Here is a 22901-nt window from a genome sequence, read left to right on the forward strand (position 1 = left end):
GGGCTCCGCAGTGGCCCCGGGACCGCGCGACACACCTTCAGCTTCCTGAATCGGCACCCGGACGCATCTCACGGGGCGGCAGTACTGTCAGCTGTCAAGGCCCCCGGCTCCGGCACTCAAATCTCCTGGGTCTTGCCGTGCCCGCACCGCCACTGAAAGCACGAGGAAGTCCCATGGCAGCATCGGCAGCCCTTGACAGCGCGGTCGAGCGCATCGTCATCGAGAACTGTGCGATCGCGACCGTCGACGCGAACGACACCGAGTACGCCTCGGGCCACGTGGTCGTCGCAGGCAACAAGATCGAGTCGATCGGTGCGGGCAAAGCCCCCGAGAACCTCGAGAACGTGGTCCGCCGCATCGACGGCACGGGTCACCTCGTCACCCCCGGCCTGGTCAACACCCACCACCACTTCTACCAGTGGATCACGCGCGGTCTGGCCACCGACCACAACCTCTTCAACTGGCTCGTCGCGCTGTACCCGACGTGGGCGCGCATCGACGAGCAGATGACGTACACGGCCGCGCAGGGCTCCCTCGCCGCGATGGCCAAGGGCGGCGTCACCACCGCCATGGACCACCACTACGTGTTCCCCAAGGGCTCCGGCGACCTCTCCGGCTCGATCATCCGCGCCGCGTCCGAGATGGGCGTGCGGTTCACCCTCGCCCGCGGCTCGATGGACCGCAGCGAGAAGGACGGCGGCCTGCCGCCGGACCACGCCGTCGAGACCCTGGAGGGTGCGCTCGCCGACACCGAGGCGACCGTCAAGAAGCACCACGACGCCTCCTTCGACTCCATGACGCAGGTCGCCGTCGCCCCCTGCTCCCCCTTCTCGGTCTCCACCGAGCTGCTGAAGCAGGGCGCCGAGCTGGCGCGCCGCCTGGGCGTGCGCATGCACACGCACGGTTCCGAGACCGTCGAGGAAGAGCAGTTCTGCAAGGAGCTGTTCGGCATGGGCCCGACCGACTACTTCGAGTCGACCGGCTGGCTCGGCGAGGACGTGTGGATGGCGCACAGCGTCCACATGAACGACTCCGACATCGCCGCGTTCGCCCGCACCAAGACCGGTGTCGCGCACTGCCCGTCCTCCAACGCCCGTCTGGCCGCCGGCATCGCCCGCGTCCCGGACATGCTCGCCGCCGGTGTCCCGGTCGGCCTCGGCGTGGACGGCACCGCCTCCAACGAGGCCGGTGAGCTGCACACCGAGCTGCGCAACGCGCTCCTGATCAACCGCCTGAACCCGGTGCACCGCGAGCGCGCCCTGAACGCGCGCCAGGCCTTGCGCCTGGGTACGTACGGCGGCGCCCAGGTCCTCGGCCGCGCCGACAACATCGGCTCGCTCGAGGTCGGCAAGTGCGCCGACCTGGTGATGTGGAACCTGAGCACGTTCCTGCACTCCTCGATCGCCGACCCGGTCACGGCACTGGTCTTCGGCGCGGCGGCCCCGGTGACGGCCTCGTTCGTCAACGGCAAGCAGATCGTCGAGAACAACCGACTGCTCTTCGCCGACGAGGACGCCATCGCGGTGTCCACGCGGGAAGAGGCCCAGCGCCTCGCGCGGATCTCCGCGCAGGCCTGATCCTCCCCCGGCCACGGCCGGGAGGTGCTCCAAGAGTCCGGCCGGGGGGGACGGCCCCCGGCCGGCGGCCGCGGACCCGAGCGGGGTCCGCGGCAGCCGTTCCCGGGAAGCGCCCGAGGTCATCCGAAGGCGCCCCCGGGGGCGGTGACTCGTGCCATTGGCTTCGCCGTGCGCGAAAACACGCGGAACGGTTTGGGCGAATCGTTCCTGCACCCCTTGGGGCCAGTATCCGCACCACCCACAACTCCATACAGCAGCTCGACTCGCACCGTTTTCGCACCACCTCCATGACACCCACGTCCCTGCCGACGTGTTACCCGACCGGAGGAAGCCGTGGCCCAGTCGCCCAGGTTTCGCAAAGACGCAGTCGCAGTACCGCAGGTCTCGGGGGAGAAACACCCGGTGGACGAGACCCTGCCACCGCTCAAGATGTTCACCAGCGGCCTCCAGCACGTGGCCGCCATGTACGCGGGTGTCGTCGCTCCGCCCATGATCGTCGGTCCCGCCGTCGGCCTCTCGGCCACCGAGACCGCCTTCCTGATGGGCGCCTCGCTCTTCACGGCCGGACTCGCCACCCTCCTCCAGACCCTCGGGTTCTGGAAGATCGGCGCCAAGCTCCCCTTCGTCAACGGCGTGTCCTTCGCCGGCGTGACGCCGATGATCGCGATCGGCAAGGGGGAGGGCGACGACGCGATACCCGTCATCTTCGGCGCGATCATCGTCGCCGGTGTCATCGGCTTCTTCGCCGCCCCCTACTTCGGCAAACTCGTCCGCTTCTTCCCGCCGGTCGTGACGGGTACCGTCATCACCCTGATCGGCGTCTCGCTCCTGCCCGTCGCCTTCAACTGGTCGCAGGGCGGGAACAGCACCGCCGCCGACTACGGCTCGATGAAGAACATCGGCATGGCGGCCGCCACCCTGGTCATCGTCCTGCTGATGCGCAAGTTCCTGCGCGGCTTCCTCCAGCAGATCGCCATCCTGCTCGGCCTCGTCGCGGGCACGCTGATCGCCCTGCCGCTCGGCATGACCAGCTTCGACGCCGTCCGGAACGCCGCGGTGATCGGCTTCCCGACCCCGTTCCACTTCGGCGCCCCGCAGTTCCAGGTCGCCGCGATCATCTCCATGTGCATCGTCATGCTCGTCTGCATGACCGAGTCCACCGCCGACATCCTGGCCCTGGGCAAGATCGTCGGCCGGCCGGCCGACGCGAAGACCATCGAGGGCGGCCTGCGCGCCGACACCCTCGGCAGCGCCATCAGCCCGCTGTTCAACGGATTCATGTGCAGCGCCTTCGCCCAGAACATCGGGCTGGTCGCCATGACCAAGGTGCGCAGCCGGTACGTGGTCGCCGCCGGCGGCGGCATCCTGATCCTGCTCGGCCTGTGCCCGATGGCCGCCTCCGTGATCGGCGTGGTCCCGCTGCCCGTCCTCGGCGGCGCCGGCATCGTGCTCTTCGGCTCGGTCGCGGCCAGCGGCATCCAGACCCTGGCCGGCGCGGCCATGGAGAAGGGCGAGAACGCCCTGATCGTCGCCGCCTCGGTCGGCATCGGCCTGATCCCGATCGCGGCTCCGGGGTTCTACCACGCCTTCCCGAAGGACCTCCTCGTGGTCCTCGACTCCGGCATCAGCACCGGCTGCGTGGTGGCGATCCTGCTCAACCTCGGCTTCAACCACCTCGGCGCCGCGCGCCGGGCGAGCACCGCCGACCCGGTCCCGGTGCACTGAAACGCGTACGGCGGTGCGCACGCCACCCGCTGCGGGTGTGGCGTGCGCACCGCCGTACGTCTTTCCCTCAGGGCTGCCAGAGCATGAGGTTGCTCATCAGCTCGGCCTGCTCGACCGCGTCGTCCAGGGCGTGGTGCGTGTGCGGCCGCCGCGACAGGAGCTCGCGCGGCATCCGGCCCTTGACGGCGGCCCGCAGCGGTACGCGGGCCTTCGTCGCGTAGAGGGTCTTCATGTCCAGGCAGCCGGAGTGGCCGAACGGGCTCTCGCCCCCGAAGCGCATCAAGTACCAGTACAGGAAGGTCCAGTCGAAGGAGGCCGGGTAGCCGCACATCACGGGCTGCGCGCCGGCCGAGACCTCCCGCACCCAGGTGCGGAACTCCGCCATCGCCGCGTCCGGATCGGCGCCCTCGCGCACCAGCCGGTCCCGGTCGAGCCCGCTCACGGCGAGCGCCTCGGGCACGAACACCTCCGAGATCGGCCGCAACTCCCGGTAGAAGGTGTGCGCTTCGGGGTCGGCGGCCGTATACGACCCGCCGTCCTGCCGCCCGGCGACGGCGGCCCCGAAGCTGATCATCGAGTACGGACCGGGAATGGGTCCGTCGGCCTCGATGTCGACGGAGATGTACAGGCTGGGACGTGCGGTACGGGCTGCCATGCGGGGCAGCATGCCGGCCCGTACCGCCGTGGGCCATCGGGTTTTCCGGGCTACGGAGCGGCCGTCAGGTACATCCCGCTCTGGTCGGCCCCCGCGGTGTTCTTGCAGCTGAAGCCGGATGTGGCGGGCTGCGCCACGACCAGGGCCAGACAGCGGCCCGCGGCCAGCTGGCCGAAGTGGTTCGGGTGCATGGACTCCTGGACCAGGCCCTGCGACTCGTTGTTGTCGATCCAGCGCGCCCACTCGCTCGTCTTCGCCGAGGCAGGCACCGACGCAGTCACGTGCTTGCTCGCCTTGGCGCACACCTCGCGCCCCTGGAGCATGTCCCGCAGGTCCAGGAACTGCACGCCCTTGGCGGCGGCGACCCCCTTGAGACGGTTCGCGATCTGCGGGACGAGCGAGTCCCGCGCCCAGTCGGAGTCCCGGTTCCAGAACGGGCAGCCGCCGGTGTTGAGGCGGCTCCAGTCGCTCTGCGTGTACCGGTTCTCCGCACCGCGCGGGATCGGCGACGGGTAGGACTGCAGCACGATCCGGTAGGAGGAGTCGGCGTAGCCGGCCCCGCGCATCACGGCCCGGATCTCGTCCACGGACTTGCCGACCGAGCCCATCACCGCGTCGATCTTCTGGTCGACGCCGTACTGCTGGTCGTCGTAGCAGTACGAGTTCCAGATGATGAAGTCGTACGCGCAGTCCTTGATGATGTCGGCGAAGCCGAGGTCGTTGCCGCCGATGGACAGCGCGATGACCTTGACGTCGTGGCTCGCCGCCACCGCGGCGAGCTGATCGGCCTGCGGGGCCTCTCCCTTGAAGGCGACCCCGCCGTTGGCGGCGCGGAACACGTTCTCGGACGTGGCCCCGGAACAGGCCAGGTTGACCGCCACGTCCGCGATCGGCCCGGCGCTGCGCACCTCGGCGGAATCGGAGCGGTGGCAGCCGCCCGCGGTGGTCCCGTAGACCTTGCCGGGGTCGTAGGTGCTGCCGCTGACCCAGCCCCGGTCGGTCCCGTTGCGGCTGCCGCTGGCGGTCAGGCTGTTGCCCTTCCAGCGCCCGGCCTCGCCGGAGATGTAGCTGTCGCCCAGGGAGACCACCGCGGTGGGCCCGCCGCCGGGGCTCGCGGCGGAGGTGCCGGCGCCGGCGGCCATCAGTGCGCCGACGGCGAGCGGCAGAACCATTGCGGCCGCGGCCAGTCGTCGCACACGACTGACGGCCCGGTCCTTGCTGACGGTGCGGAATCCGATCACTGCGGAACTCCTGCGGTCGGCCATGCGGGATCCGGGAACAACTCCGGCGCATGGCTGGGGAAGTGGGGGTTACCGCCGGCCGGTGGCAATCGGAAAGGTGGCACGCCCCCACTTGTTACCGCTAGGTACAGTCGCGTTACGAACGAGTAACGACCGATCGGTCGTTCGGCTCCGGAGGCCGGAAAACACCTCCGCCCCCGGCGCCGGAAGGGCGCCGGGGGCGGAGGCGATTGCCTTCGACTGCTGTGCGTTTCAGTCGAATTCAGATGTTCAGCCGACCAGCTGGTCGTAGGCGGGGAGGGTGAGGAAGTCCGCGTAGTCGGCGTCCAGGGAGACCTGGAGCAGGAGGTCGTGGGCCTGCTGCCACTTGCCGGCCGCGAAGGCCTCCTCGCCCAGCTCGGCGCGGAGCGCGGCGAGTTCCTCGGCCGCGAGGGCGCGGGTCAGCTCGGCCGTGGCCGTCTCGCCGTTCTCGAAGACGACACCGGCGTTGATCCACTGCCAGATCTGCGAGCGCGAGATCTCGGCGGTGGCGGCGTCCTCCATCAGGCCGAAGATGCCGACAGCACCGTGGCCGCGGAGCCAGGCCTCGATGTAGCGGATGCCGACCTGGACGGCGTTGCGCAGGCCCTCGTAGGTGGGCTTGGCGTCCAGCGAGTCGATCGCGATGAGCTCGCCCGGGGCCACCGAGACGTCCTCGCGCAGGCGCTCCTTCTGGTTCGGCTTGTCGCCGAGCACGGCGTCGAAGGAGGCCATGGCGATCGGAACCAGGTCGGGGTGGGCGACCCAGGAGCCGTCGAAGCCGTCGCCGGCCTCGCGGTCCTTGTCGGCCTTGACCTTCTCGAAGGCGATCTTGTTCGCCTCGGCGTCCTTGCGGGACGGGATGAAGGCCGCCATGCCGCCGATGGCGTGCGCGCCGCGCTTGTGGCAGGTGCGGACCAGCAGTTCGGTGTACGCCCGCATGAAGGGCGCGGTCATCGTCACGGCGTTGCGGTCCGGCAGGACGAACTTCTCGCCGCCGTCACGGAAGTTCTTGACGATGGAGAAGAGGTAGTCCCAGCGGCCCGCGTTCAGACCGGCCGCGTGGTCGCGCAGCTCGTAGAGGATCTCCTCCATCTCGTACGCGGCGGTGATCGTCTCGATCAGGACCGTGGCGCGGACGGTGCCCTGCGGGATGCCGACGTAGTCCTGGGCGAAGACGAAGATCTCGTTCCAGAGGCGAGCCTCCAGGTGCGACTCCGTCTTCGGCAGGTAGAAGTACGGGCCCTTGCCGAGGTCGATCAGGCGCTTCGCGTTGTGGAAGAAGTACAGGCCGAAGTCGACCAGGGACCCGGAGGCCGGGCCGCCCTCGAACTCCAGGTGGCGCTCCTCGAGGTGCCACCCGCGCGGCCGCATCACGACGGTGGCGAGCTGCTCGGCGGGCTTCAGCGCGTACGCCTTGCCGGTGCGGGCGTCGGTGAAGTCGATGCGGCGCTCGTAGGCGTCGATCAGGTTGAGCTGGCCGAGGACGACGTTCTCCCAGGTGGGGGCCGAGGCGTCCTCGAAGTCGGCGAGCCAGACCCGCGCGCCCGAGTTGAGGGCGTTGATGGTCATCTTGCGGTCGGTCGGACCGGTGATCTCCACGCGGCGGTCGTTCAGCGCGGCCGGGGCCGGCGCGACCTTCCAGTCGCCCTCGCGGATCTGTGCGGTCTCCGGGAGGAAGTCGAGCGTGGAGGTGCGGGCGATCTCGGCGCGCCGCTCGCCGCGGCGGGCGAGGAGCTCGGCCCGGCGCGGGGCGAAGCGCCTGTGGAGCTCGGCCACGAAGGCGAGCGCCGCTTCTGTGAGGACTTCGTCCTGTCGGGGCAGGGGTTCGGTATCGACGATGGCCAGCGATGACGGCGCTGGTGCGGACATATCTGTCACTCCTTGCAGCGGCGGTGCCTGGCGGCCGCGGGGGAATGCTCGCGCGCGGACGGCACGGAGTGCCGTCGAGTGTGGAGAGTTCCAAATACGGTCGCGGGCGCCGTCTGGGGGTTCAGGGCGCTTCTGACCAGTGGATAGTAATTTCCTCATGGTGGAAGTTCAATGGTTTGTTGATATCGAGATTCTCTTGGTCGACAGATTTTGCCCGCGGGATGGCGCTGAGTGCCACAGTCGTCACACCCTGCGCTGCCCGAACGCGCCTCAGTCCCGCTCGAGCCGCGCCAGATCGGCCGGCACGTCGATGTCGAAAGGCTCGGCCACATCCGCGCACTCCACCAGAGTGAGGTCCGCCGCGTGCTGTGTCAGGTGGACACGCGCACCTTTGTCATCCGTGGCCGTTTCCGCGATGTCCGCCCACCGGTCCGCGCCGAAGAGCACCGGGTGACCGCGCTCCCCGTCATAGGCCGCCGCCACCAGGCTGGCGGGGGAGCGGTAGGCCTCCCGCACCCGGGCCACGGCCGCCGGGCCGATGCCCGGCTGGTCCACCAGGGAGACCACGGCCGCGCGGGCACCCGTACCGGCCAGGGAGGCGAGCCCGGCCCGCAGCGAGGAGCCCATGCCCCGGGCCCAGTCGGGGTTGTCCACGACCACGCAGCCGGCCAGGTCCGCACGCTCGCGGACCTCGGCCGCCGAGGCGCCGAGCACCACGTGGACGGGACCGCAGCCCGCCTCGCGCAGCACCCGTACGGCGTTCTCGACCAGCGGGCGGCCGCGGTAGGGCAGCAGGGCCTTGGGCCGCCCGCCCAGGCGGCGCCCGCCGCCCGCCGCCAGGAGCAGGCCCGCGATCACCGGCGGGTCGGTGTGGGCTGCGGGGCGGGAGCCCGGCCGGGATCCGGTGTCGGGGCCGGCGGGGGAGGCTGCGTGGGATGCGGCGTGCGAATCGGCTGGCATGCCACCGATTCTCGCTCCCGCGCGGAGGCCGCGGACCGCCGCCCCAGGGAGCGGCGTACGGCGGCCAGCGCGGCCCCGATCCGCAGCGGCTCGGCCATCCGGTTCTCGGCGGCGGCCAGCAGGGCTCTTTCGTCACGGTCGGTCAGCATCATGCTTCTCCTTGCCAATCGGGGGCCAATACGGCGAGTCTGGTCCTCGATTGGCCTGGCCGTCAGAGCCAATCAGGGGAGGTTGGCATGGCAAACGGGCGAGTGGTCCGGACAGCGGACAGAACCATCGGCAGCCGCCAGCTCGCGGCCCTGCTGCCCGCCGAGGTGCTGGCCCGCCCCGGCTACCGGGCGCTGGCCGACGCCGTGCGCACGCTGATCCTCGACGGCCGGGTCGCCCTGCACGTACGGCTGCCCGCCGAGCGCGAGCTCGCCGAGGCGGTCGGCGCCAGCCGGGCCACCGTCACCGGCGCGTACGACCTGCTGCGCGAGAGCGGCTACGTGCGCAGCCGCCGCGGCTCCGGCACCTGGACCGAACTCCCCGACGGACACCTGCCGGTCGGCTCGTCCGCCCTCATCGGCGGCGGCACCGGAGGCCGGCCCGACGGCGAGGCCGGCATCGACCTGGCCATCGCCGCCATGGGGGCCCCGGAGGGCAGCCTCGCCGAGGCCTTCGCCTGGGCCGCCCCCCGACTGCCCCCGCTCGCCCGGAACCCGGGCTACCACCCCTTCGGCCTGCCTGACCTGCGGGCCGCCGTCGCCGAACGGTTCACCCGGCGCGGGCTGCCCACCCGCCCCGAGCAGATCCTGGTCACGGCCGGGGCCCAGCAGGCCTTCGCACTCGTCGTCAGCCTGCTCTGCCGCCCCGGGGACCGGGTCGTCACCGAGAACCCGACCTACGCCAACGCCCTCGACGCCCTGCGCCACGCCCGGCTGCGCACCGGGTCGGTGGCCGTCTCCGACACCGGCTGGGACATGGAGATCGCCGAGTCCACGCTGCGCCAGACCGTGCCCCGGCTGGCGTACTCCATCCCCGACTTCCACAACCCGACCGGCGCCCTGATGCCGCCGGAGCAGCGGCTGCGGCTGCTCGCGGCCACCCGGGCCACCGGGACCTGGCTGGTGGTCGACGAGACCATCGCCGACATCGCGCTGGACGTCCCCGCGCCCCCGCCGCTGGCCTCGCTCGCCCCGCGCGGCGGCGCCGAGCACGTGATCACCATCGGCTCGCTGAGCAAGACCCACTGGGGCGGGCTGCGGGTGGGCTGGATCCGCGCCACCGCGAAGATGATCACCGAACTGACCTCCGTACGGGTCTCCGCCGACATGACCGGCTCGGTCCTCGACCAGCTGCTCGCGCTCCCGCTGGTGGAGGGCCTGGAACGCTCGCTGCCCGCGCGCCTCGCGCAGCTGCGGATCCAGCGCGAGGCCCTGGTCGGGTCGCTGCAGCGGCACACCCCGGAGTGGTCCTGGCGGCTCCCGCCCGGCGGCCTCTCGCTCTGGGTCGACCTCGGCGAGCCCGTCAGCTCCGCTCTGTCCGAACGGGCCGCGGCGGCCGGGGTGCACATCGGCCGCGGCGCCCGGTTCGGGGTGGACCCGGGCACCTTCGAGCACCGGCTGCGGATCCCGTACACCCTGCCCGCGGACCGCCTGGACGAGGGCGTCCGCCTCCTCGCCCAGGCCTTCCACGACGGGGTCCCGCTGTCCCCGGCGGTGGAACGGCCGTACTGGGTGGCGTAGGGGGGCGGGGGCGCCCCGCCGGCCCCGCGCGGCTAAGGCGTGCGGATCAGGCGGCGGGTGGCGGCCGCCGCCACCGCCGAGGTGCGCGAGTCGACGCCGAGCTTCGCGTAGACGTGCACCAGGTGGGACTTGACCGTGGCCTGACTGAGGAAGAGCCGCTTGGAGATCTGCTGGTTCGACAGGCCGTCCGCGACCAGCTGGAGCACCTCCAGCTCCCGCTTCGTCAGCGCCTGCGCCGGGGTCCGCATCCGGTCCATCAGCCGCAGCGCCACCGCCGGGGCCAGCGCCGACTGCCCCGCCGCGGCGGTGCGCACGGCCGCCGCCAGCTCCTCGGGCGGGGCGTCCTTGAGCAGGTAGCCCGAGGCGCCGGCCTCCACCGCCGCCAGGATGTCGGCGTCCGTGTCGTACGTGGTCAGCACCAGCACCCGGGGTGCGTCCTGCCGGGCCGTGATCAGGGCGGTGGCCGCGGACCCGTGCATCCCGGGGCCGAACTGGAGGTCCATCAGCACCACGTCCACCACCTCGGCGGCGGCCAGTTCCACCGCCCGTTCGGCGGTCGCGGCCTCGGCGACCACCGCGAAGTCCGGCTCGGTGTCCAGCACCGCGCGCAGTCCCGCCCGGACGACCGGGTGGTCGTCCGCGAGCAGCAGCCGGATGGTCATCAGGACGCCTCCAGGGGCAGCGGCAGGGTGACGGCCACGGCGGTGCCCTGGCCGGGATCGGACTCCACGGTGAACAGCCCGCCCAGGGTCTCGGCGCGCGAGCGCATCGCGGGCAGCCCGAACCCCCCGTCCCCCCGGGCGGCGGCCGCGGAGCGGGGGTCGAAGCCCTGGCCGTCGTCCACGATGTCCAGTGTCACCGAGGCGTCCATGAAGGTCAGGGTGATCTCGGCGCGCCTGGCCCGGGCGTGGCGCACCACATTGGCCAGTGCCGACTGCGCGATCCGCAGCAGGGCCACCTCGTACGGGGTCGGCAGCACCCGCGGGCTGCCGCTCAGCGAGAACCGCACCCGCGGCCACGGCGCCCCGGCGCACAGCCGCCGCAGGGCCGCCGGCAGGGAGCCGTGCTCCAGGTCGGGCGGGGTCAGGGCGCGCACGAACCGGCGGGCCTCGGCGAGGTTCTCCTGGGCGGCTTCACGCGCCTGCGCGATGTGAGCCAGAGCGGCCGCCTGCCCTCCGCCGGCCGCGGCCCCGGCCGACCCGGCCGGCTCGGGCGCCGGGCCCGCGGAGGGCTTGGTGCCCGCGCCCGCCGAGCCCGCCGGACCCTCGTCGGAGAGGGTCCGCTCGGCCGCCCGCAGCAGCAGCTGGATCGAGGAGAGCCCCTGGGCCAGGGTGTCGTGGATCTCCCGGGCGAGCCGCTCCCGTTCGGCGAGGATCCCGGCGCCGCGCTCGGCGGCGGCCAGCTCCGCCCGGGTGGCGATGAGCTCCTCGATCAGCTCGCGGCGGCGCTCGCTCTCGCGGTACAGCGCCTGGTAGCCCAGTACGGTCGCCACCGCCACGGCGCCGCCCAGCAGCGGCCCGAGGAACGCCCCCGCGGTCACGTCGCCGCTGTGCGCGAGGAAGCCGCAGATGGCCGCGCAGGCGGTCAGCGCGACGGCGGCGACGCCCCAGCGCAGCCGCAGCAGGTGCAGTTCCAGGAAATACAGCGGGAAGGCGATCCACAGCCCGTCGGGGGAGACCGCCAGCAGGCCCGCCCAGGCCGTGCCCAGCGCGGCCAGCCACACCGCCCCGGCGCCCGGCGAGCGGTGCACCGCGGGGGTCCGTACACCGCCCGCGTACACGGCGGCCAGCACCGCGCAGGCGGCGACCACCCAGCCGGCCCGGGGTGCGGAGTCGGCCAGGGCCCGCCCGGCGGCCAGCGCGAGCAGCCCCAGCAGCAGGGCGTGCAGGCACAGCCGCAGCACCTTGGACACCGGGGTGAGGGGGCGGGAGGAGCCGGGGGCGGGGGGAACGGGCAGCACGGGATCAGTCATCGCCGGACCAGCGTAAGTCGGGCCGGGCCACCCCCGGTCAACCGAAAGTTCGATGTCCGCCTGGGCCCTTCGATACGAGGATCGCTACCGTGGCGCGATGCCTTGTGTCCACGCGGAAGACCAAGGTGGGGGACATGTTCGTCGCATGGAGAGATCTACGGTTCGCGAAGGGCCGGTTCGCCCTCATGGGCTCGGTGGTCCTGCTGATCACGCTGCTGGTCGGCCTGTTGTCCGGACTCACCGCCGGCCTGGCCCGGGAGAACATCTCGGCCGTCACCGGGCTGCCGGCCTCCCACCTGGCCTTCGCCGCGCCCGCCGGTGACCAGGAAGTGTCCTTCACCCACTCACAGGTGCCCGAGAAGGCCTGGCGGGCCTGGCGGGCGCAGCCCGGAGTGAGGGCGGCCGAGCCGCTGGGGATCCGTACGACCAACGCGGCCTCGGGCGGGCGCACCGCCGCGGTGTCCGTCTTCGGCGTGGAGCCGGCCGGGGGGCTGGCTCCACGCGGCGCGGGCCTCACCCAGGGACAGGTCGTGCTCACCGAGAAGGCGGCGGAGGAGCTGGGCGGCCTCACCCCGGGGGCCAGGCTGAAGATCGGCCCGCTCGAGCTGTCCGTGGCCGCCGTCTCCGGCACCGCCGCCTTCAGCCACACCCCGGTCGTCTGGATGGACCTGAACGACTGGCAGCGCGTCGGCAACCCCGGTACCTCCCTGGAGAGACTCGCCACCGTCCTCGCGGTCTCCGGTGACGGCATCGACCTGTCCGCCGCGGACGAGGCCGCCGGCACCCGGGCCCGGACCGTGGACGAGGCCCTGGGCGCCATCGGCTCCTACCAGGCCGAGAACGGCTCCCTCCAGCTGATGCGCGGCTTCCTCTTCGCCATCTCGGCCCTGGTGATAGGCGCCTTCTTCACGGTGTGGACCATCCAGCGCAGCGGGGACATCGCCGTCCTGAAGGCGCTGGGCGCCTCCACCCCGTACCTCCTCAGGGACGCGCTCGGCCAGGCCGTGGTGATGCTGGTGGCCGGCACCGGGCTGGGCACGGCGCTGGCCGCCGGCTTCGGGGCGCTGATCAGCGGCGGGGACGTGCCCTTCCTGCTCGACACCGCCACCGTGCTCGTACCGGCCGCCGTGATGATCGCGCTCGGCGCGCTGGGCGCGGCCCTGTCCATCCGGCGGATCACCGCCGTCGACCCGCTGACCGCCCTCGGGAGCGCCCGATGACCCTGCTCGTGCACGACGTCACGCTCACCTACCCCGACGGCGACACCCGGCTCACCGCGCTCGACGCGGTCGCCCTGGAGGTGCCCGCAGGCACACTGACCGCGGTGATAGGACCCTCCGGTTCCGGCAAGTCCAGCCTGCTCGCCGTCGCCGCCACCCTGGTCACGCCGGACTCCGGCCGGGTGGTCGTGGCCGGCCGGGACACGGCGGGGCTGAGCGCCGCCGAGAAGTCGGCGCTGCGCCGGGAGAAGATCGGCATCGTCTTCCAGCAGCCGAACCTGCCGGCCTCGCTGACCGCCGCCGAACAGCTCCAGGTCATGGCACACCTGTCGGGCCGCCCGGCGCGGGCGCTGCGCCGGCGCGCGCTGGAGCTGCTGGACGCGGTGGGGCTCGCGGACAAGGCCGACAAGCGGCCCCACCAGCTGTCCGGCGGCCAGCGCCAGCGCGTCAACATAGCCCGCGCCCTGATGAACGACCCCGCGGTGCTGCTGGTGGACGAGCCGACCAGCGCCCTCGACCACGAGCGCGGCGCCGCCGTGCTCGACCTGCTGGTCACGCTGACGCGCGAGCGCTCCACGGCCACGGTGCTGGTCACCCACGACCGCGCCCACCTGGAGCGGATGGACCGTACGGCGACGATGGCCGACGGCCGCCTCGCCCAGAGCCCGCAAGCGGCCCCGGCTCCCTGACCGGGGCGGCGCGGCGGGCCCGTACGAAGGCGCCCGCCGCCCCTCCGGAGAGGGGCGGCGGGCGCCTTCGTACGCCTGGTACGGGGTGCGCTCAGGCGGGGGCCTGGTTGGACAGGGCCACCGAGAGCTCCGCGGCGACACCCTGCAGGATCGGCACGAAGGACTCGGCCACGGCCTCGGTCACCCGGCCGGCCGGGCCCGAGATGGAGATCGCGGCGGCGGTCGGCGAGTTCGGCACCGACACGGCGAGGCAGCGGACTCCTATCTCCTGCTCGTTGTCGTCGACCGCGAAGCCCACCTTGCGGACGTGCTCCAGCGCCTCGAGGAAGCCCTCGGGCGTGGTGATGGTCTTCTCGGTCGCCGCCGGCATCCCGGTGCGCGCCAGCAGGGCCCGTACCTCGTCGGCCGGGGTGTGGGCCAGGAGGGCCTTGCCCACGCCGGTGGAGTGCGGGAGCACCCGGCGGCCGACCTCGGTGAACATGCGCATGGAGTGCTTGGACGGCACCTGGGCGACGTAGACGATCTCGTCCCCGTCGAGCAGGGCCATGTTCGCCGTCTCACCGGTCTCCTCGACCAGACGGGCGAGGTAGGGGCGGGCCCAGGTGCCCAGCAGCCGCGACGCGGACTCGCCGAGGCGGATCAGCCGGGGTCCGAGGGAGTAACGTCGGTTGGGCTGCTGGCGGACGTAGCCGCACGCCACGAGGGTGCGCATGAGACGGTGGATCGTCGGCAGGGGCAGTCCGCTGGCCGCGGAGAGCTCGCTGAGGCCGACCTCACCCCCGGCATCGGCCATGCGTTCGAGCAGATCGAAGGCGCGCTCAAGGGACTGGACGCCACCGCCGGCGGCGGTGGGCTTGGCGGAAGCGTCGGTGGTGCTGGCGCTGGACGTCGGCACGGCGCGGTCCTTTCGGTGCTGGCAGGCAAGGAAGCAGCCTACCGGTCGGTCGGCGTCGGCCCTAGAGCAGGGGCGAAGCCGTCCCCGCCGGTCAGAGGCGGTTTGTCCGGGTGGCGGACGTCCTCGGAAGTTACCTCCCCGTCCTCGGTGGTGGTAGCTACATTCTGCATAGCGAAATCTTAATTCCATCCTGTGGAAACATCCAATCGCGGTGAGAGCGTGTCAGCGGTCCGTCCGGGCGCTCTTGACTGCTTCTCGATCGACGTGAAGACTCCGTCAACAGAACGTTGAATTTCGCTCTGTGGAAGTAGATGGGGAGGTTCCGGTGTCCGACGTGGCTGTGGAACTGGTACTGCGCTCGACGCGCGTCATCACCGCCGAGGGGACGCGCGCCGCCTCGGTGGCCGTCGCCGGCGGGAAGATCACGGCCGTGCTCGCGCACGACGCCGAGGTACCGGCCGGAGCCCGGCTGGAGGACTTCGGCGACGATGTCCTGCTCCCCGGCCTGGTCGACACCCACGTCCACGTGAACGACCCGGGCCGCACCGAGTGGGAGGGCTTCTGGACGGCCACCCGCGCCGCCGCGGCCGGCGGCATCACCACCATCCTCGACATGCCCCTCAACTCCCTGCCCCCGACCACCACGGCCGGCAACCTGCGCGTCAAGCAGGAGGTCGCCCGCGCCAAGGCGCACGTGGACGTCGGCTTCTGGGGCGGCGCCCTGCCGGACAACGTCAAGGACCTGCGCCCGCTGCACGACGCCGGCGTCTACGGCTTCAAGTGCTTCCTGTCGCCCTCCGGTGTGGAGGAGTTCCCCGAGCTCGACCAGGAGCAGCTCGCCGCCTCCCTCGCCGAGATCACCGGCTTCGGCGGCCTGATGATCGTGCACGCCGAGGACCCGCACCACCTGGACTCCGCGCCGCAGAATCCGGGCCCCAAGTACGCCGACTTCCTGGCCTCCCGGCCGCGCGACGCCGAGAACACCGCGATCGAGAACCTGATCGCCCAGGCCAAGCGGCTGGACGCCCGCGTCCACGTCCTGCACCTGTCCTCCTCCGACGCGCTGCCGCTGATCGCCGCCGCCAAGGCCGAGGGCGTGCGGATCACCGTCGAGTCCTGCCCGCACTTCCTCACCCTCACGGCCGAGGAAGTCCCGGACGGCGCGACCGAGTTCAAGTGCTGCCCGCCCATCCGCGAGGCCGCCAACCAGGACCTCCTGTGGGACGCGCTCGCCGACGGCACCATCGACTGCATCGTCTCGGACCACTCGCCGTCCACGGCGGACCTCAAGACCGGCGACTTCGCCACCGCGTGGGGCGGCATCTCCTCCCTCCAGCTGGGCCTGCCCGCCATCTGGACCGAGGCGCGCCGCCGCGGCCGCAGCCTGGAGGACGTCGTGCGCTGGATGTCCGCCGCCCCGGCCGCCCTCGCCGGGCTGACGCGGAAGGGCGCGATCGAGGTGGGACGCGACGCCGACTTCGCCGTCGTGGCTCCTGAAGAAACGTTCACTGTGGATCCCGCCGAGCTGCACCACCGCAACCGGATCACGGCGTACGCGGGCAAGACCCTGCACGGCGTCGTGAAGTCCACCTGGCTGCGCGGTACGCAGATCGCCGACCACGGCACCCCGACCGAGCCCACGGGCCTCCTCCTCGAAAGGCAGAACTGACAGTGGCACAGCGTTCAACTGGACTGGCCTCCTTCACCGGCAACGCGAACCCGTACGGAGGCGGCGACCCGTACGCGGACTACCGCACCGCGGACTTCCCGTTCACCCAGTACGCGAACCTCGCCGCCCGTGAGCTCGGCGCCGGTGTCATCGCCGCCAACGACGAGTTCTTCGCCCAGCGCGAGAACCTGCTCATCGCCGAGGCCGCGCACTTCGACCCCGAGCACTTCGGCCACAAGGGCAAGATCATGGACGGCTGGGAGACCCGCCGCCGCCGCGGGGTCTGCGCCACCCAGCCCTGGCCGACCGCCGAGGACCACGACTGGGCGCTCGTACGCCTGGGCGCCCCGGGCGTCATCCGCGGCATCGTCGTCGACACCGCCCACTTCCGCGGCAACATGCCGCAGGCCGTCTCCATCGAGGGCACCAGCTGGGACGGCGCCCTCGCGCCGACCCCGGAGGAGCTCCTCGCCGACGACGTGAAGTGGACCGTGCTGGTCCCGCGCACCCCGGTCGGCGGCCACGCGGCCAACGGCTTCGAGGTGACCGCCGAGCAGCGGTTCACGCACCTGCGCGTCAACCAGCACCCGGACGGCGGCATCGCCCGCCTGCGGGTGTACGGCGAGGTCGTCCCCGACCCGGCGTGGCTGGCCACCCTCGGCACCTTCGACGTGGTCGCGCTCGAGAACGGCGGCTCGGTCCAGGACGCGTCCAACCGCTTCTACTCCCCGCCGACCAACACCATCAACCCGGGCCGCTCCCGCAAGATGGACGACGGCTGGGAGACCGCCCGCCGCCGCGACGACGGCAACGACTGGATCCGCTACCAGCTCGTCGCGGAGTCCGAGATCCGCGCCGTCGAGATCGACACGGCCTACCTGAAGGGCAACTCGGCGGGCTGGGCCTCCCTGTCCGTCAAGACGGGGGAGGAGGGCGAGTGGACGGAGTTCCTGCCGCGCACCCGCCTGCAGCCCGACACGAACCACCGCTTCGTGCTGGACACCCCGGCGGTCGGCACGCACGTCCGGATCGACATCTTCCCGGACGGCGGCTTCTCCCGCCTGCGCCTGCACGGCTCCCTGACGGAGGCCGGCGCCGCCGCGCACGCCGCCCGCCACCAGGAACTGGGCGCCTAGTCCGGCCGCGCCGCCGCACCCGCACTGGTGCGCCGGCGGGCATGTGGAGCGCGCCCCGGGGGCCGACACCCCCGGGGCGCGCTTTCGCGTTCCGGCACCGCCCGGTGCGGCCCGGCGTCAGCCCCGGTGTTTCGCGGCCCGCGCCCGGCGGACGGTGTCGACGCCGGGAGCCGTCAGCAGAGCCAGCAGTACGCAGACTCCCAGCCAGCCGGCGTGCCGGTAGAGCTGGAGGCCGAGCCAGGATCCGGCGCTGCCGCCCAGGTAGACGCAGGTCATGAAGCCGGTGTTCAGCGTGCTGCGGGAGTCGCCGCGCAGGGCGTAGAAGCGGGCCTGGTTGGCGATCATGCCGCACTGCATGGCGGTGTCCAGGAGCAGCGTGCCGAGGACGAGCGCGACGAGCCCCGCGGTGCCGCCCCGGGCCCCGACGGCGAGGACGGCCGCGGCGGCGAGTGCGGCGAGGAAGCAGGCGAGGTTGACGGGGTCGGAGCCGTGGCGGTCCACGATCCGGCCGGCCATCGGGGTGCACGCCATGGTGACCAGCCCGGTGAGCGCCACGATGCCGAGCGCCTGCGGGCCGAACCCGTAGAGCGGGCCGGTCAGGAGCAGTGCCAGGCAGGTCCAGACGGCGGAGAACCCGCCGAAGAGGGCCGCCTGGTAGCAGGCGGAGCGGCGCAGTTCGGGTTCGGCGCGCAGCAGCCGCAGCGGCTGGACCGGCAGCGAGCGCAGGGGTATCGGGGGTGGGCCGGCGGCGGGGGCGGCCGGGGGGGCGGGCAGCGCACGGGCCAGCACCACGGCGAGGCACAGCACCACGAGCCCGGCCACCAGATACGGGGCCCGCCACCCGTGCCGCTCACCGAGCGCACCGCTGAAGGCACGGGCCAGGAGCATCCCGCCGATGGAGCCGCTGAGCAGGGTCCCCATCACCGCGCCGCGCCGCCCCTCCGCGACCAGGCCGACCGTCATGGGGCCGATGAGCTGGGCGGAGGTGGTGGTCACGCCCACCAGGACGCTGGCGGCGACGAGCTGGGTCAGGCTGCGGGCCAGGGCGGCGGCGAGCAGGGCCGCGCCGCTGAGCGCGAGCAGGGTGACGAGGAGGCGGCGGTAGGGGAGCCGGTCGCCGAGGGGGACCAGCAGGAAGATGCCGGCGGTGTAGCCGATCTGCGTGGCGGTGACCACCACGGCCGCCTTGTCGGGCGAGGTGCCCAGAGCGGCGGCGACCAGCGGACTGACGGCCTGCGGGAAGTAGATGTTGCCGACGGCGACCGCACAGGTCAACGCGAGAAGCCCGACCAGCCGCCGCCCGAGCGCGTCCGGTACCGGTGCCGGGCCTGCCGGGGCTGCCGGGGGCGCCGGTGTCGTCAGGGCGGTCGGGCGGGCCGGGGCGGCCGGGTCCGCCCGGGGCGCCGTCGCTGTTCGGGTCGGCCGGGTCGCGGCCGCTGGCGGCCGGGCGGTGCCGGGCGGCGTGGGGGGCGGCGTCGGCCGTGCGTTCCGGGCCCGGCCCGCCGGGGCTGCGTTCTCCGTCATGACCGGCAGTCCAGCCCACCGGGCCACCCCCGCCAATCGATGTAGCCTCGGGCTTAATGATCAGCTTCGGACTCGATGCCGACGACCTCGCGGACACCCGCTTCGCCCTGTCCCCGCTCCAGGACACGGTGTTGAGCCTGCGCGTGCTGCGCGAGCCGGGCCTGTCCGCGGTCCACGCCCCCTGGCGCCGCTCGGTGGTCCCCCGTATCGGGGCGCTCGACGCGGCGCTCCTCACCTCGCTGGTCGCGAGGCACCGTACGCTGCCCGACTTCCTGAGCCCCCGCCCCCAGCGGTTCTCGGCCACCTTCGCCGAGGAGCTGGCCGTCGTACGCCGCACGCCGGCGGCCATCGTGCGCCGCGACCTGCTGGACGCGCACGCCCCCGACCCGCTGCCCGCGCCGCTGCACGCGGCGACCGCCGGCCCCGACGGCGCGGTCCTCGCCCTGCGCGACGCCGTCTGCGAGCTGCTCCACGCGTACTGGACCCTCGCGATCAAGCCGGCCTGGCCGGCGATGCGGCTCGTCCTCGAAGCCGACATGACCTACCGGGCCCGGCAGCTGGCCGTCGGCGGCGCCCGGCGGCTGTTCGCCGACATGCACCCCAACCTGCACTGGAAAGCCGGAACCCTGCACATCGCCAACGTCCTCGGCGACTTCCACATCCCGGCCGCCGGCCGCGGACTGCTGCTGGTCCCCTCCGTCTTCGCCCACAAGCCCGCCCCGCCCGTCACCGCCGACCAGCCGCCCGCCCTGGCCTACCCCAGCAGGGGCGTGGCCACCCTGTGGTCCGCCCCGCGCGCTCCCGACGCCACCGCGCTCCGCACCCTCCTCGGCGCGCCCAAGGCCGCGCTGCTCGCCCTCCTCGACGGCCCCCTGCCCACCGTCGAGATCGCCCGCCGCCTCCAGGTCACCCCCAGCGCCGTTTCCCAGCACCTGGCGGTGCTCCACCGCACGGGCCTGGTCACCCGCGCCCGCGACGGCCGCCACGTGCTCTACCGCCGCACGCCGCTCGGCGACGAGCTGCTGAACCCCGGCGGCTCCCCGTAGGCCGGCCGCCGGCGCGCGGGCGATCGTGGGAGCCGCCCGCGGGCTCCCGCGTGGCGGAGCGATGAGAATCCGGCGGGCCGGGAATCTGAACCCGGGTAAGGACGATCGAGCCAGGAGAGCAGAGCCATGGGCAAGCTGACCCTCACCACCTTCCTGTCCCTCGACGGCGTGATGCAGGCGCCCGGCGGGCCCGAGGAGGACACCAGCGGCGGGTTCGAGTACGGCGGCTGGGTGGTGCCCTACGCCGACGAGGGGATGGGGGAGTTCGTCACGGAGGTCTTCGACCGGGCCGGGGCCTTCCTGCTCGGGCGCAAGACCTACGAGATCTTCGCCGCGTACTGGCCGCGGCACGACGATCCCGCCGACCCGGTCGCGGCCAACCTGAACAGGCTGCCGAAGTACGTGGCCTCGACCACCCTCAAGGAGCCGTCCTGGGGGCCGGCCACCGTGCTCGACGGGGAGCATCTGCAGAGCGAGGTGGTCCGGGTCAAGGACGGGCTGGAGGGGGAGCTCCAGGTGCACGGCAGCGGGCAGCTCGCGCAGTGGCTGCTGGCGCGGGACCTCGTGGACGAGCTGAACCTGCTGGTCTTCCCGGTGTTCCTGGGCGCGGGGCGGCGGCTGTTCCCGACCGGCGGGCTGCCGACGGCCTTCGAGCTGACGGGCTCCCGTACGACCTCCGCCGGCATCGCCGTCCACACCTACCGGACCAGGGGCCGCGCCGCCTTCGGGACCTTCGGGGAGTAGGCCGCGCCGGCGCGGGGGCCGGCGCCGCAAAGAGGTCGACCGGCATGATCGTCTCCGGGTACGGTGAGCCCGCACGCGTGCGAGCCGCCGAAGTCTCCACTCCTTCCGGACCGTTGGAGACCGCCCCGTGACCGTGATACCGCCCGCCCTCGAAGCCGTCCCCGGCGCCCCTGGCACCGCGCCCGGCCGCGCCGCCCGGTTCGCCGACCTGCCCGTCCTGGCCGTCGCCGTCGTCTGGGGCGGCAGCTATCTCGCCGCCAAGGGCATCACCACCACGCAGACCGTGATCGGCGTGCTCGTCCTGCGCTTCGGGCTCGTGCTGCCCGTGCTGGCCGTCGCGGGGTGGCGGCGGCTGCGGGCGCTGACCCCCGCCCAGCTGCGCGGAGCCGGGCTGCTGGGCCTCGTACTCGGCGGGATCTTCCTGCTGGAGACCTACGGGGTCGTGCACACCTCCGCCACCAACGCCGGGCTGATCATCAGCCTGACCATGATCTTCACACCGCTCGCCGAGGCGGTCGTGCGCAGGCGCATGCCCCCGGGCGCGTTCCTCGCCGCCGCCGCGCTCTCCGTCGCGGGCGTCGTCCTGCTCACCCAGGGCGGCGGGTTCACCGCACCCGGCCTCGGCGACCTGCTCATGCTCGCCGCCGCCCTCGCCCGGACCCTGAACGTGCTGCTCACGGCCCGCATCAAGGCCGTCCAGGACGCCGACGCGCTCTCCCTGACCACCGTCCAGCTCGGCGGCGCCGTCCTCGTCTTCGCGGTCCTGGCCGCCGTCCCCGGCACCGGGGACAGCCCCTGGGCCGTGGCCGCCGGCTTCGGGGCCGCCGAGTGGGCCGGGCTGGTCTTCCTCTCCGTCCTGTGTACGCTCTTCGCCTTCTTCGTGCAGATGTGGGCCGTGCGCCGCACCTCGCCCTCCCGCGTCAGCCTGCTGCTCGGCACCGAGCCGCTGTGGGCGGCCGCCGCCGGCATCGCCATCGGCGGCGAGCACCTCGGCCCCGTCGGTCTCGCGGGCGCCGCCCTCGTGCTCGCCGGGACGGCGTGGGGACGCCGCACCGTCGGCTGATTGTCCGAATCCGCTCCCCGTCCGGGGCGAACGGCGGCCCTAAGGTGGCCCGATGGCCACCCGCTCACAGATCCGGGAGCTCCGCCAGCCGGACCCGGCGCCCCTCGCGGCGCGAGAGCTCGCACGCCTCCGCGACCCGGAATGCGGCGAGCGCCTCCCGGCCGTCGCACGGGTTGGGGCCCTCGCCGCGGACCAGGCGCACGAAGGCCGCCAGCTCCGCCTCGTACGCGGAGGAGAACCGCTCCAGGAACCCGGTCCACGGCTTGCTCGCCCGGGGCGGGCCCTGGGGCTCGGTCGAGGCGATCGGCGTACGGTCGTCCAGCCCGGCGGAGACCTGGTCCAGCTCCCCGGCCAGCTCCATCCGCACGTCGTACCCGGCGCCGTTGCACCGCGTACCGCTCGCCGTGACCAGCGTTCCGTCGTCCAGCGTGAGCACGGCCGCGGCGGTGTCGATGTCACCGGCCTCCCGGAACCGCGCCGGACCCGCGTCCGACCCGGCCGCGCACACCTCGGCCACCTCCTGCCCGGTGACCCAGCGGACCATGTCGAAGTCGTGCACCAGGCAGTCCCGGTACAGCCCGCCCGAGGTCGGCAGGTACGCGGCCGGCGGCGGAGCCGGGTCGGCCGTCACCGTCCGTACGGTGTGCAGCCGGCCCAGGGCGCCCGAGCGGACCAGGTCCCGGGCCGTGCGGTACCCCGCGTCGAAGCGGCGCATGAAACCCACCTGGAGCACGCCGCGGACCGCCTCCACCTCGCGCAGCACGGCCAGGGTCCGGCCCAGGTCCGGGGCCAGCGGCTTCTCGCAGAACACCGGCAGCCCGCCGCGTACCGCCCGTACGGCCAGCTCCGCGTGCCCCTCCGTGGCGCAGGCCACCACCACCGCGTCCACGCCCCAGGTGAAGATCTGCTCCACGGAGGGCGCGGCGGTGGCCCCCAGCCGGTCGGCCAGCCGGGCCGCCCGCGCGGGATCGGCGTCGGCGAGCAGGAGCGAGCCCGCGTCGGCCTGGCGGGCCAGCGCCGCCGCGTGGAAGGACCCGATCCGGCCCGTTCCGATGAGCCCGATGCGCATGAACTCAACCTGACCCCGTACGGGGGACCTGTCAATCTGCCCGGGCCTGCCCCGATGAGCCTGCATGGTCCACTGTGGCGGATACTGAGCGGCTGGAAC

Annotated in this window: 19 protein-coding genes; 10 read left to right on the forward strand and 9 right to left on the reverse strand. The window is 73.0% G+C overall.

The genetic code is table 11. The annotated features are described in order from the left end of the window. The first annotated feature begins 173 nt into the window (after positions 1 to 173). The gene (locus tag BGK67_RS27345) at positions 174 to 1577 is read left to right on the forward strand and encodes an 8-oxoguanine deaminase (protein WP_069922568.1); all 1404 of its coding nucleotides are present in this window, start codon (positions 174 to 176) and stop codon (positions 1575 to 1577) included. 333 nt (positions 1578 to 1910) lie between these two features. Then, the gene (locus tag BGK67_RS27350) at positions 1911 to 3302 is read left to right on the forward strand and encodes a nucleobase:cation symporter-2 family protein (RefSeq protein ID WP_079154404.1); all 1392 of its coding nucleotides are present in this window, start codon (positions 1911 to 1913) and stop codon (positions 3300 to 3302) included. Positions 3303 to 3369: 67 nt separating this feature from the next. Here the strand turns inward: BGK67_RS27350 and BGK67_RS27355 are convergent, their stop codons facing one another. From BGK67_RS27355 to BGK67_RS27370, 4 genes are all read right to left on the reverse strand, one after another. Next, the gene (locus BGK67_RS27355) at positions 3370 to 3957 is read right to left on the reverse strand and encodes a 3'-5' exonuclease (RefSeq protein ID WP_069924141.1); all 588 of its coding nucleotides are present in this window, start codon (positions 3955 to 3957) and stop codon (positions 3370 to 3372) included. Between the two features lie 50 nt (positions 3958 to 4007). After that, a complete protein-coding gene (locus BGK67_RS27360) occupies positions 4008 to 5198 on the reverse strand; it encodes a GDSL-type esterase/lipase family protein (protein WP_244291318.1) in 1191 nt (396 codons plus the stop codon). 270 nt (positions 5199 to 5468) lie between these two features. Continuing rightward, complete coding sequence (gene aceB / locus BGK67_RS27365) at positions 5469 to 7088, reverse strand: malate synthase A (RefSeq protein WP_069922569.1); 1620 nt, start codon at positions 7086 to 7088, stop codon at positions 5469 to 5471. Positions 7089 to 7358: 270 nt separating this feature from the next. Next, positions 7359 to 8048: a nucleotidyltransferase family protein gene (locus tag BGK67_RS27370; RefSeq protein ID WP_079154406.1), complete on the reverse strand. Its 690-nt coding sequence runs from the start codon at positions 8046 to 8048 to the stop codon at positions 7359 to 7361. Positions 8049 to 8284: 236 nt separating this feature from the next. Between BGK67_RS27370 and BGK67_RS27380 the strand changes: the two genes are divergently transcribed. Beyond that, the gene (locus tag BGK67_RS27380; protein WP_069922572.1) at positions 8285 to 9775 is read left to right on the forward strand and encodes a MocR-like transcription factor YczR; all 1491 of its coding nucleotides are present in this window, start codon (positions 8285 to 8287) and stop codon (positions 9773 to 9775) included. 32 nt (positions 9776 to 9807) lie between these two features. Here BGK67_RS27380 and BGK67_RS27385 read toward each other — a convergent pair whose 3' ends face one another. Beyond that, positions 9808 to 10437, reverse strand: a complete 630-nt coding sequence (locus BGK67_RS27385; protein ID WP_069922573.1) for a response regulator — start codon at positions 10435 to 10437, stop codon at positions 9808 to 9810. Then, a complete protein-coding gene (locus BGK67_RS27390; protein WP_069922574.1) occupies positions 10437 to 11747 on the reverse strand; it encodes a sensor histidine kinase in 1311 nt (436 codons plus the stop codon). The genes BGK67_RS27385 and BGK67_RS27390 overlap by 1 nt, the downstream gene beginning before the upstream one ends. A gap of 134 nt (positions 11748 to 11881) precedes the next feature. Between BGK67_RS27390 and BGK67_RS27395 the strand changes: the two genes are divergently transcribed. Both BGK67_RS27395 and BGK67_RS27400 read left to right on the forward strand, forming a co-directional pair. Next, a complete protein-coding gene (locus tag BGK67_RS27395) occupies positions 11882 to 12967 on the forward strand; it encodes an ABC transporter permease (RefSeq protein ID WP_069924143.1) in 1086 nt (361 codons plus the stop codon). Beyond that, positions 12964 to 13656 carry an ABC transporter ATP-binding protein gene (locus tag BGK67_RS27400; RefSeq protein ID WP_069922575.1) on the forward strand — a complete coding sequence of 231 codons (693 nt, stop codon included), beginning with the start codon at positions 12964 to 12966 and terminating at the stop codon, positions 13654 to 13656. Before BGK67_RS27395 ends, BGK67_RS27400 begins: the two co-directional genes overlap by 4 nt. 91 nt (positions 13657 to 13747) lie before the next feature. On the opposite strand, the gene BGK67_RS27405 is transcribed toward BGK67_RS27400, so the two are convergent. Beyond that, entirely contained in the window at positions 13748 to 14551 is an 804-nt protein-coding gene (locus BGK67_RS27405) for an IclR family transcriptional regulator (RefSeq protein WP_069922576.1), read from the reverse strand. Between the two features lie 334 nt (positions 14552 to 14885). On the opposite strand from BGK67_RS27405, the gene allB reads away from it, so the two are divergent. Beyond that, positions 14886 to 16220 (forward strand): allantoinase AllB, encoded by a 1335-nt coding sequence (gene allB, locus BGK67_RS27410; RefSeq protein ID WP_432215528.1) that lies wholly within the window; start codon positions 14886 to 14888, stop codon positions 16218 to 16220. 2 nt (positions 16221 to 16222) lie between these two features. Beyond that, positions 16223 to 17356 (forward strand): allantoicase, encoded by a 1134-nt coding sequence (gene alc, locus BGK67_RS27415; protein WP_079154407.1) that lies wholly within the window; start codon positions 16223 to 16225, stop codon positions 17354 to 17356. A 117-nt stretch (positions 17357 to 17473) separates the two neighbouring features. Here alc and BGK67_RS27420 read toward each other — a convergent pair whose 3' ends face one another. Next, positions 17474 to 18880 carry an MFS transporter gene (locus BGK67_RS27420; RefSeq protein WP_107488867.1) on the reverse strand — a complete coding sequence of 469 codons (1407 nt, stop codon included), beginning with the start codon at positions 18878 to 18880 and terminating at the stop codon, positions 17474 to 17476. Between the two features lie 56 nt (positions 18881 to 18936). On the opposite strand from BGK67_RS27420, the gene BGK67_RS27425 reads away from it, so the two are divergent. The 3 genes from BGK67_RS27425 to BGK67_RS27435 all read left to right on the forward strand — a co-directional run bounded on the left by BGK67_RS27425 (position 18937) and on the right by BGK67_RS27435 (position 21733). Beyond that, positions 18937 to 19926 (forward strand): ArsR/SmtB family transcription factor, encoded by a 990-nt coding sequence (locus BGK67_RS27425; protein WP_069922578.1) that lies wholly within the window; start codon positions 18937 to 18939, stop codon positions 19924 to 19926. A gap of 126 nt (positions 19927 to 20052) precedes the next feature. Beyond that, entirely contained in the window at positions 20053 to 20670 is a 618-nt protein-coding gene (locus BGK67_RS27430) for a dihydrofolate reductase family protein (protein WP_069922579.1), read from the forward strand. A 133-nt stretch (positions 20671 to 20803) separates the two neighbouring features. Beyond that, positions 20804 to 21733 carry a DMT family transporter gene (locus BGK67_RS27435; protein WP_432215529.1) on the forward strand — a complete coding sequence of 310 codons (930 nt, stop codon included), beginning with the start codon at positions 20804 to 20806 and terminating at the stop codon, positions 21731 to 21733. Positions 21734 to 21797: 64 nt separating this feature from the next. On the opposite strand, the gene BGK67_RS27440 is transcribed toward BGK67_RS27435, so the two are convergent. Beyond that, positions 21798 to 22802, reverse strand: a complete 1005-nt coding sequence (locus tag BGK67_RS27440) for a Gfo/Idh/MocA family protein (RefSeq protein WP_069922580.1) — start codon at positions 22800 to 22802, stop codon at positions 21798 to 21800. Positions 22803 to 22901: the final 99 nt, after the last annotated feature.

Origin of the sequence: Streptomyces subrutilus, from assembly GCF_001746425.1 — a bacterium.
GTDB classification, from domain to species: Bacteria; Actinomycetota; Actinomycetes; order Streptomycetales; family Streptomycetaceae; genus Streptomyces; species Streptomyces subrutilus_A.

Excerpts from the sequence above, each read along its gene's own strand:
- BGK67_RS27345 (WP_069922568.1), top strand. The coding sequence starts at position 174 with ATGGCAGCATCGGCAGCCCTTGACAGCGCGGTCGAGCGCATCGTCATC.
- BGK67_RS27355 (WP_069924141.1), bottom strand. The coding sequence starts at position 3,957 with ATGGCAGCCCGTACCGCACGTCCCAGCCTGTACATCTCCGTCGACATC.
- aceB (WP_069922569.1), bottom strand. The coding sequence starts at position 7,088 with ATGTCCGCACCAGCGCCGTCATCGCTGGCCATCGTCGATACCGAACCC.
- BGK67_RS27370 (WP_079154406.1), bottom strand. The coding sequence starts at position 8,048 with ATGCCAGCCGATTCGCACGCCGCATCCCACGCAGCCTCCCCCGCCGGC.
- BGK67_RS27380 (WP_069922572.1), top strand. The coding sequence starts at position 8,285 with ATGGCAAACGGGCGAGTGGTCCGGACAGCGGACAGAACCATCGGCAGC.
- BGK67_RS27385 (WP_069922573.1), bottom strand. The coding sequence starts at position 10,437 with ATGACCATCCGGCTGCTGCTCGCGGACGACCACCCGGTCGTCCGGGCG.
- BGK67_RS27390 (WP_069922574.1), bottom strand. The coding sequence starts at position 11,747 with ATGACTGATCCCGTGCTGCCCGTTCCCCCCGCCCCCGGCTCCTCCCGC.
- BGK67_RS27395 (WP_069924143.1), top strand. The coding sequence starts at position 11,882 with ATGTTCGTCGCATGGAGAGATCTACGGTTCGCGAAGGGCCGGTTCGCC.
- BGK67_RS27400 (WP_069922575.1), top strand. The coding sequence starts at position 12,964 with ATGACCCTGCTCGTGCACGACGTCACGCTCACCTACCCCGACGGCGAC.
- BGK67_RS27420 (WP_107488867.1), bottom strand. The coding sequence starts at position 18,880 with ATGACGGAGAACGCAGCCCCGGCGGGCCGGGCCCGGAACGCACGGCCG.
- BGK67_RS27425 (WP_069922578.1), top strand. The coding sequence starts at position 18,937 with ATGATCAGCTTCGGACTCGATGCCGACGACCTCGCGGACACCCGCTTC.
- BGK67_RS27430 (WP_069922579.1), top strand. The coding sequence starts at position 20,053 with ATGGGCAAGCTGACCCTCACCACCTTCCTGTCCCTCGACGGCGTGATG.
- BGK67_RS27440 (WP_069922580.1), bottom strand. The coding sequence starts at position 22,802 with ATGCGCATCGGGCTCATCGGAACGGGCCGGATCGGGTCCTTCCACGCG.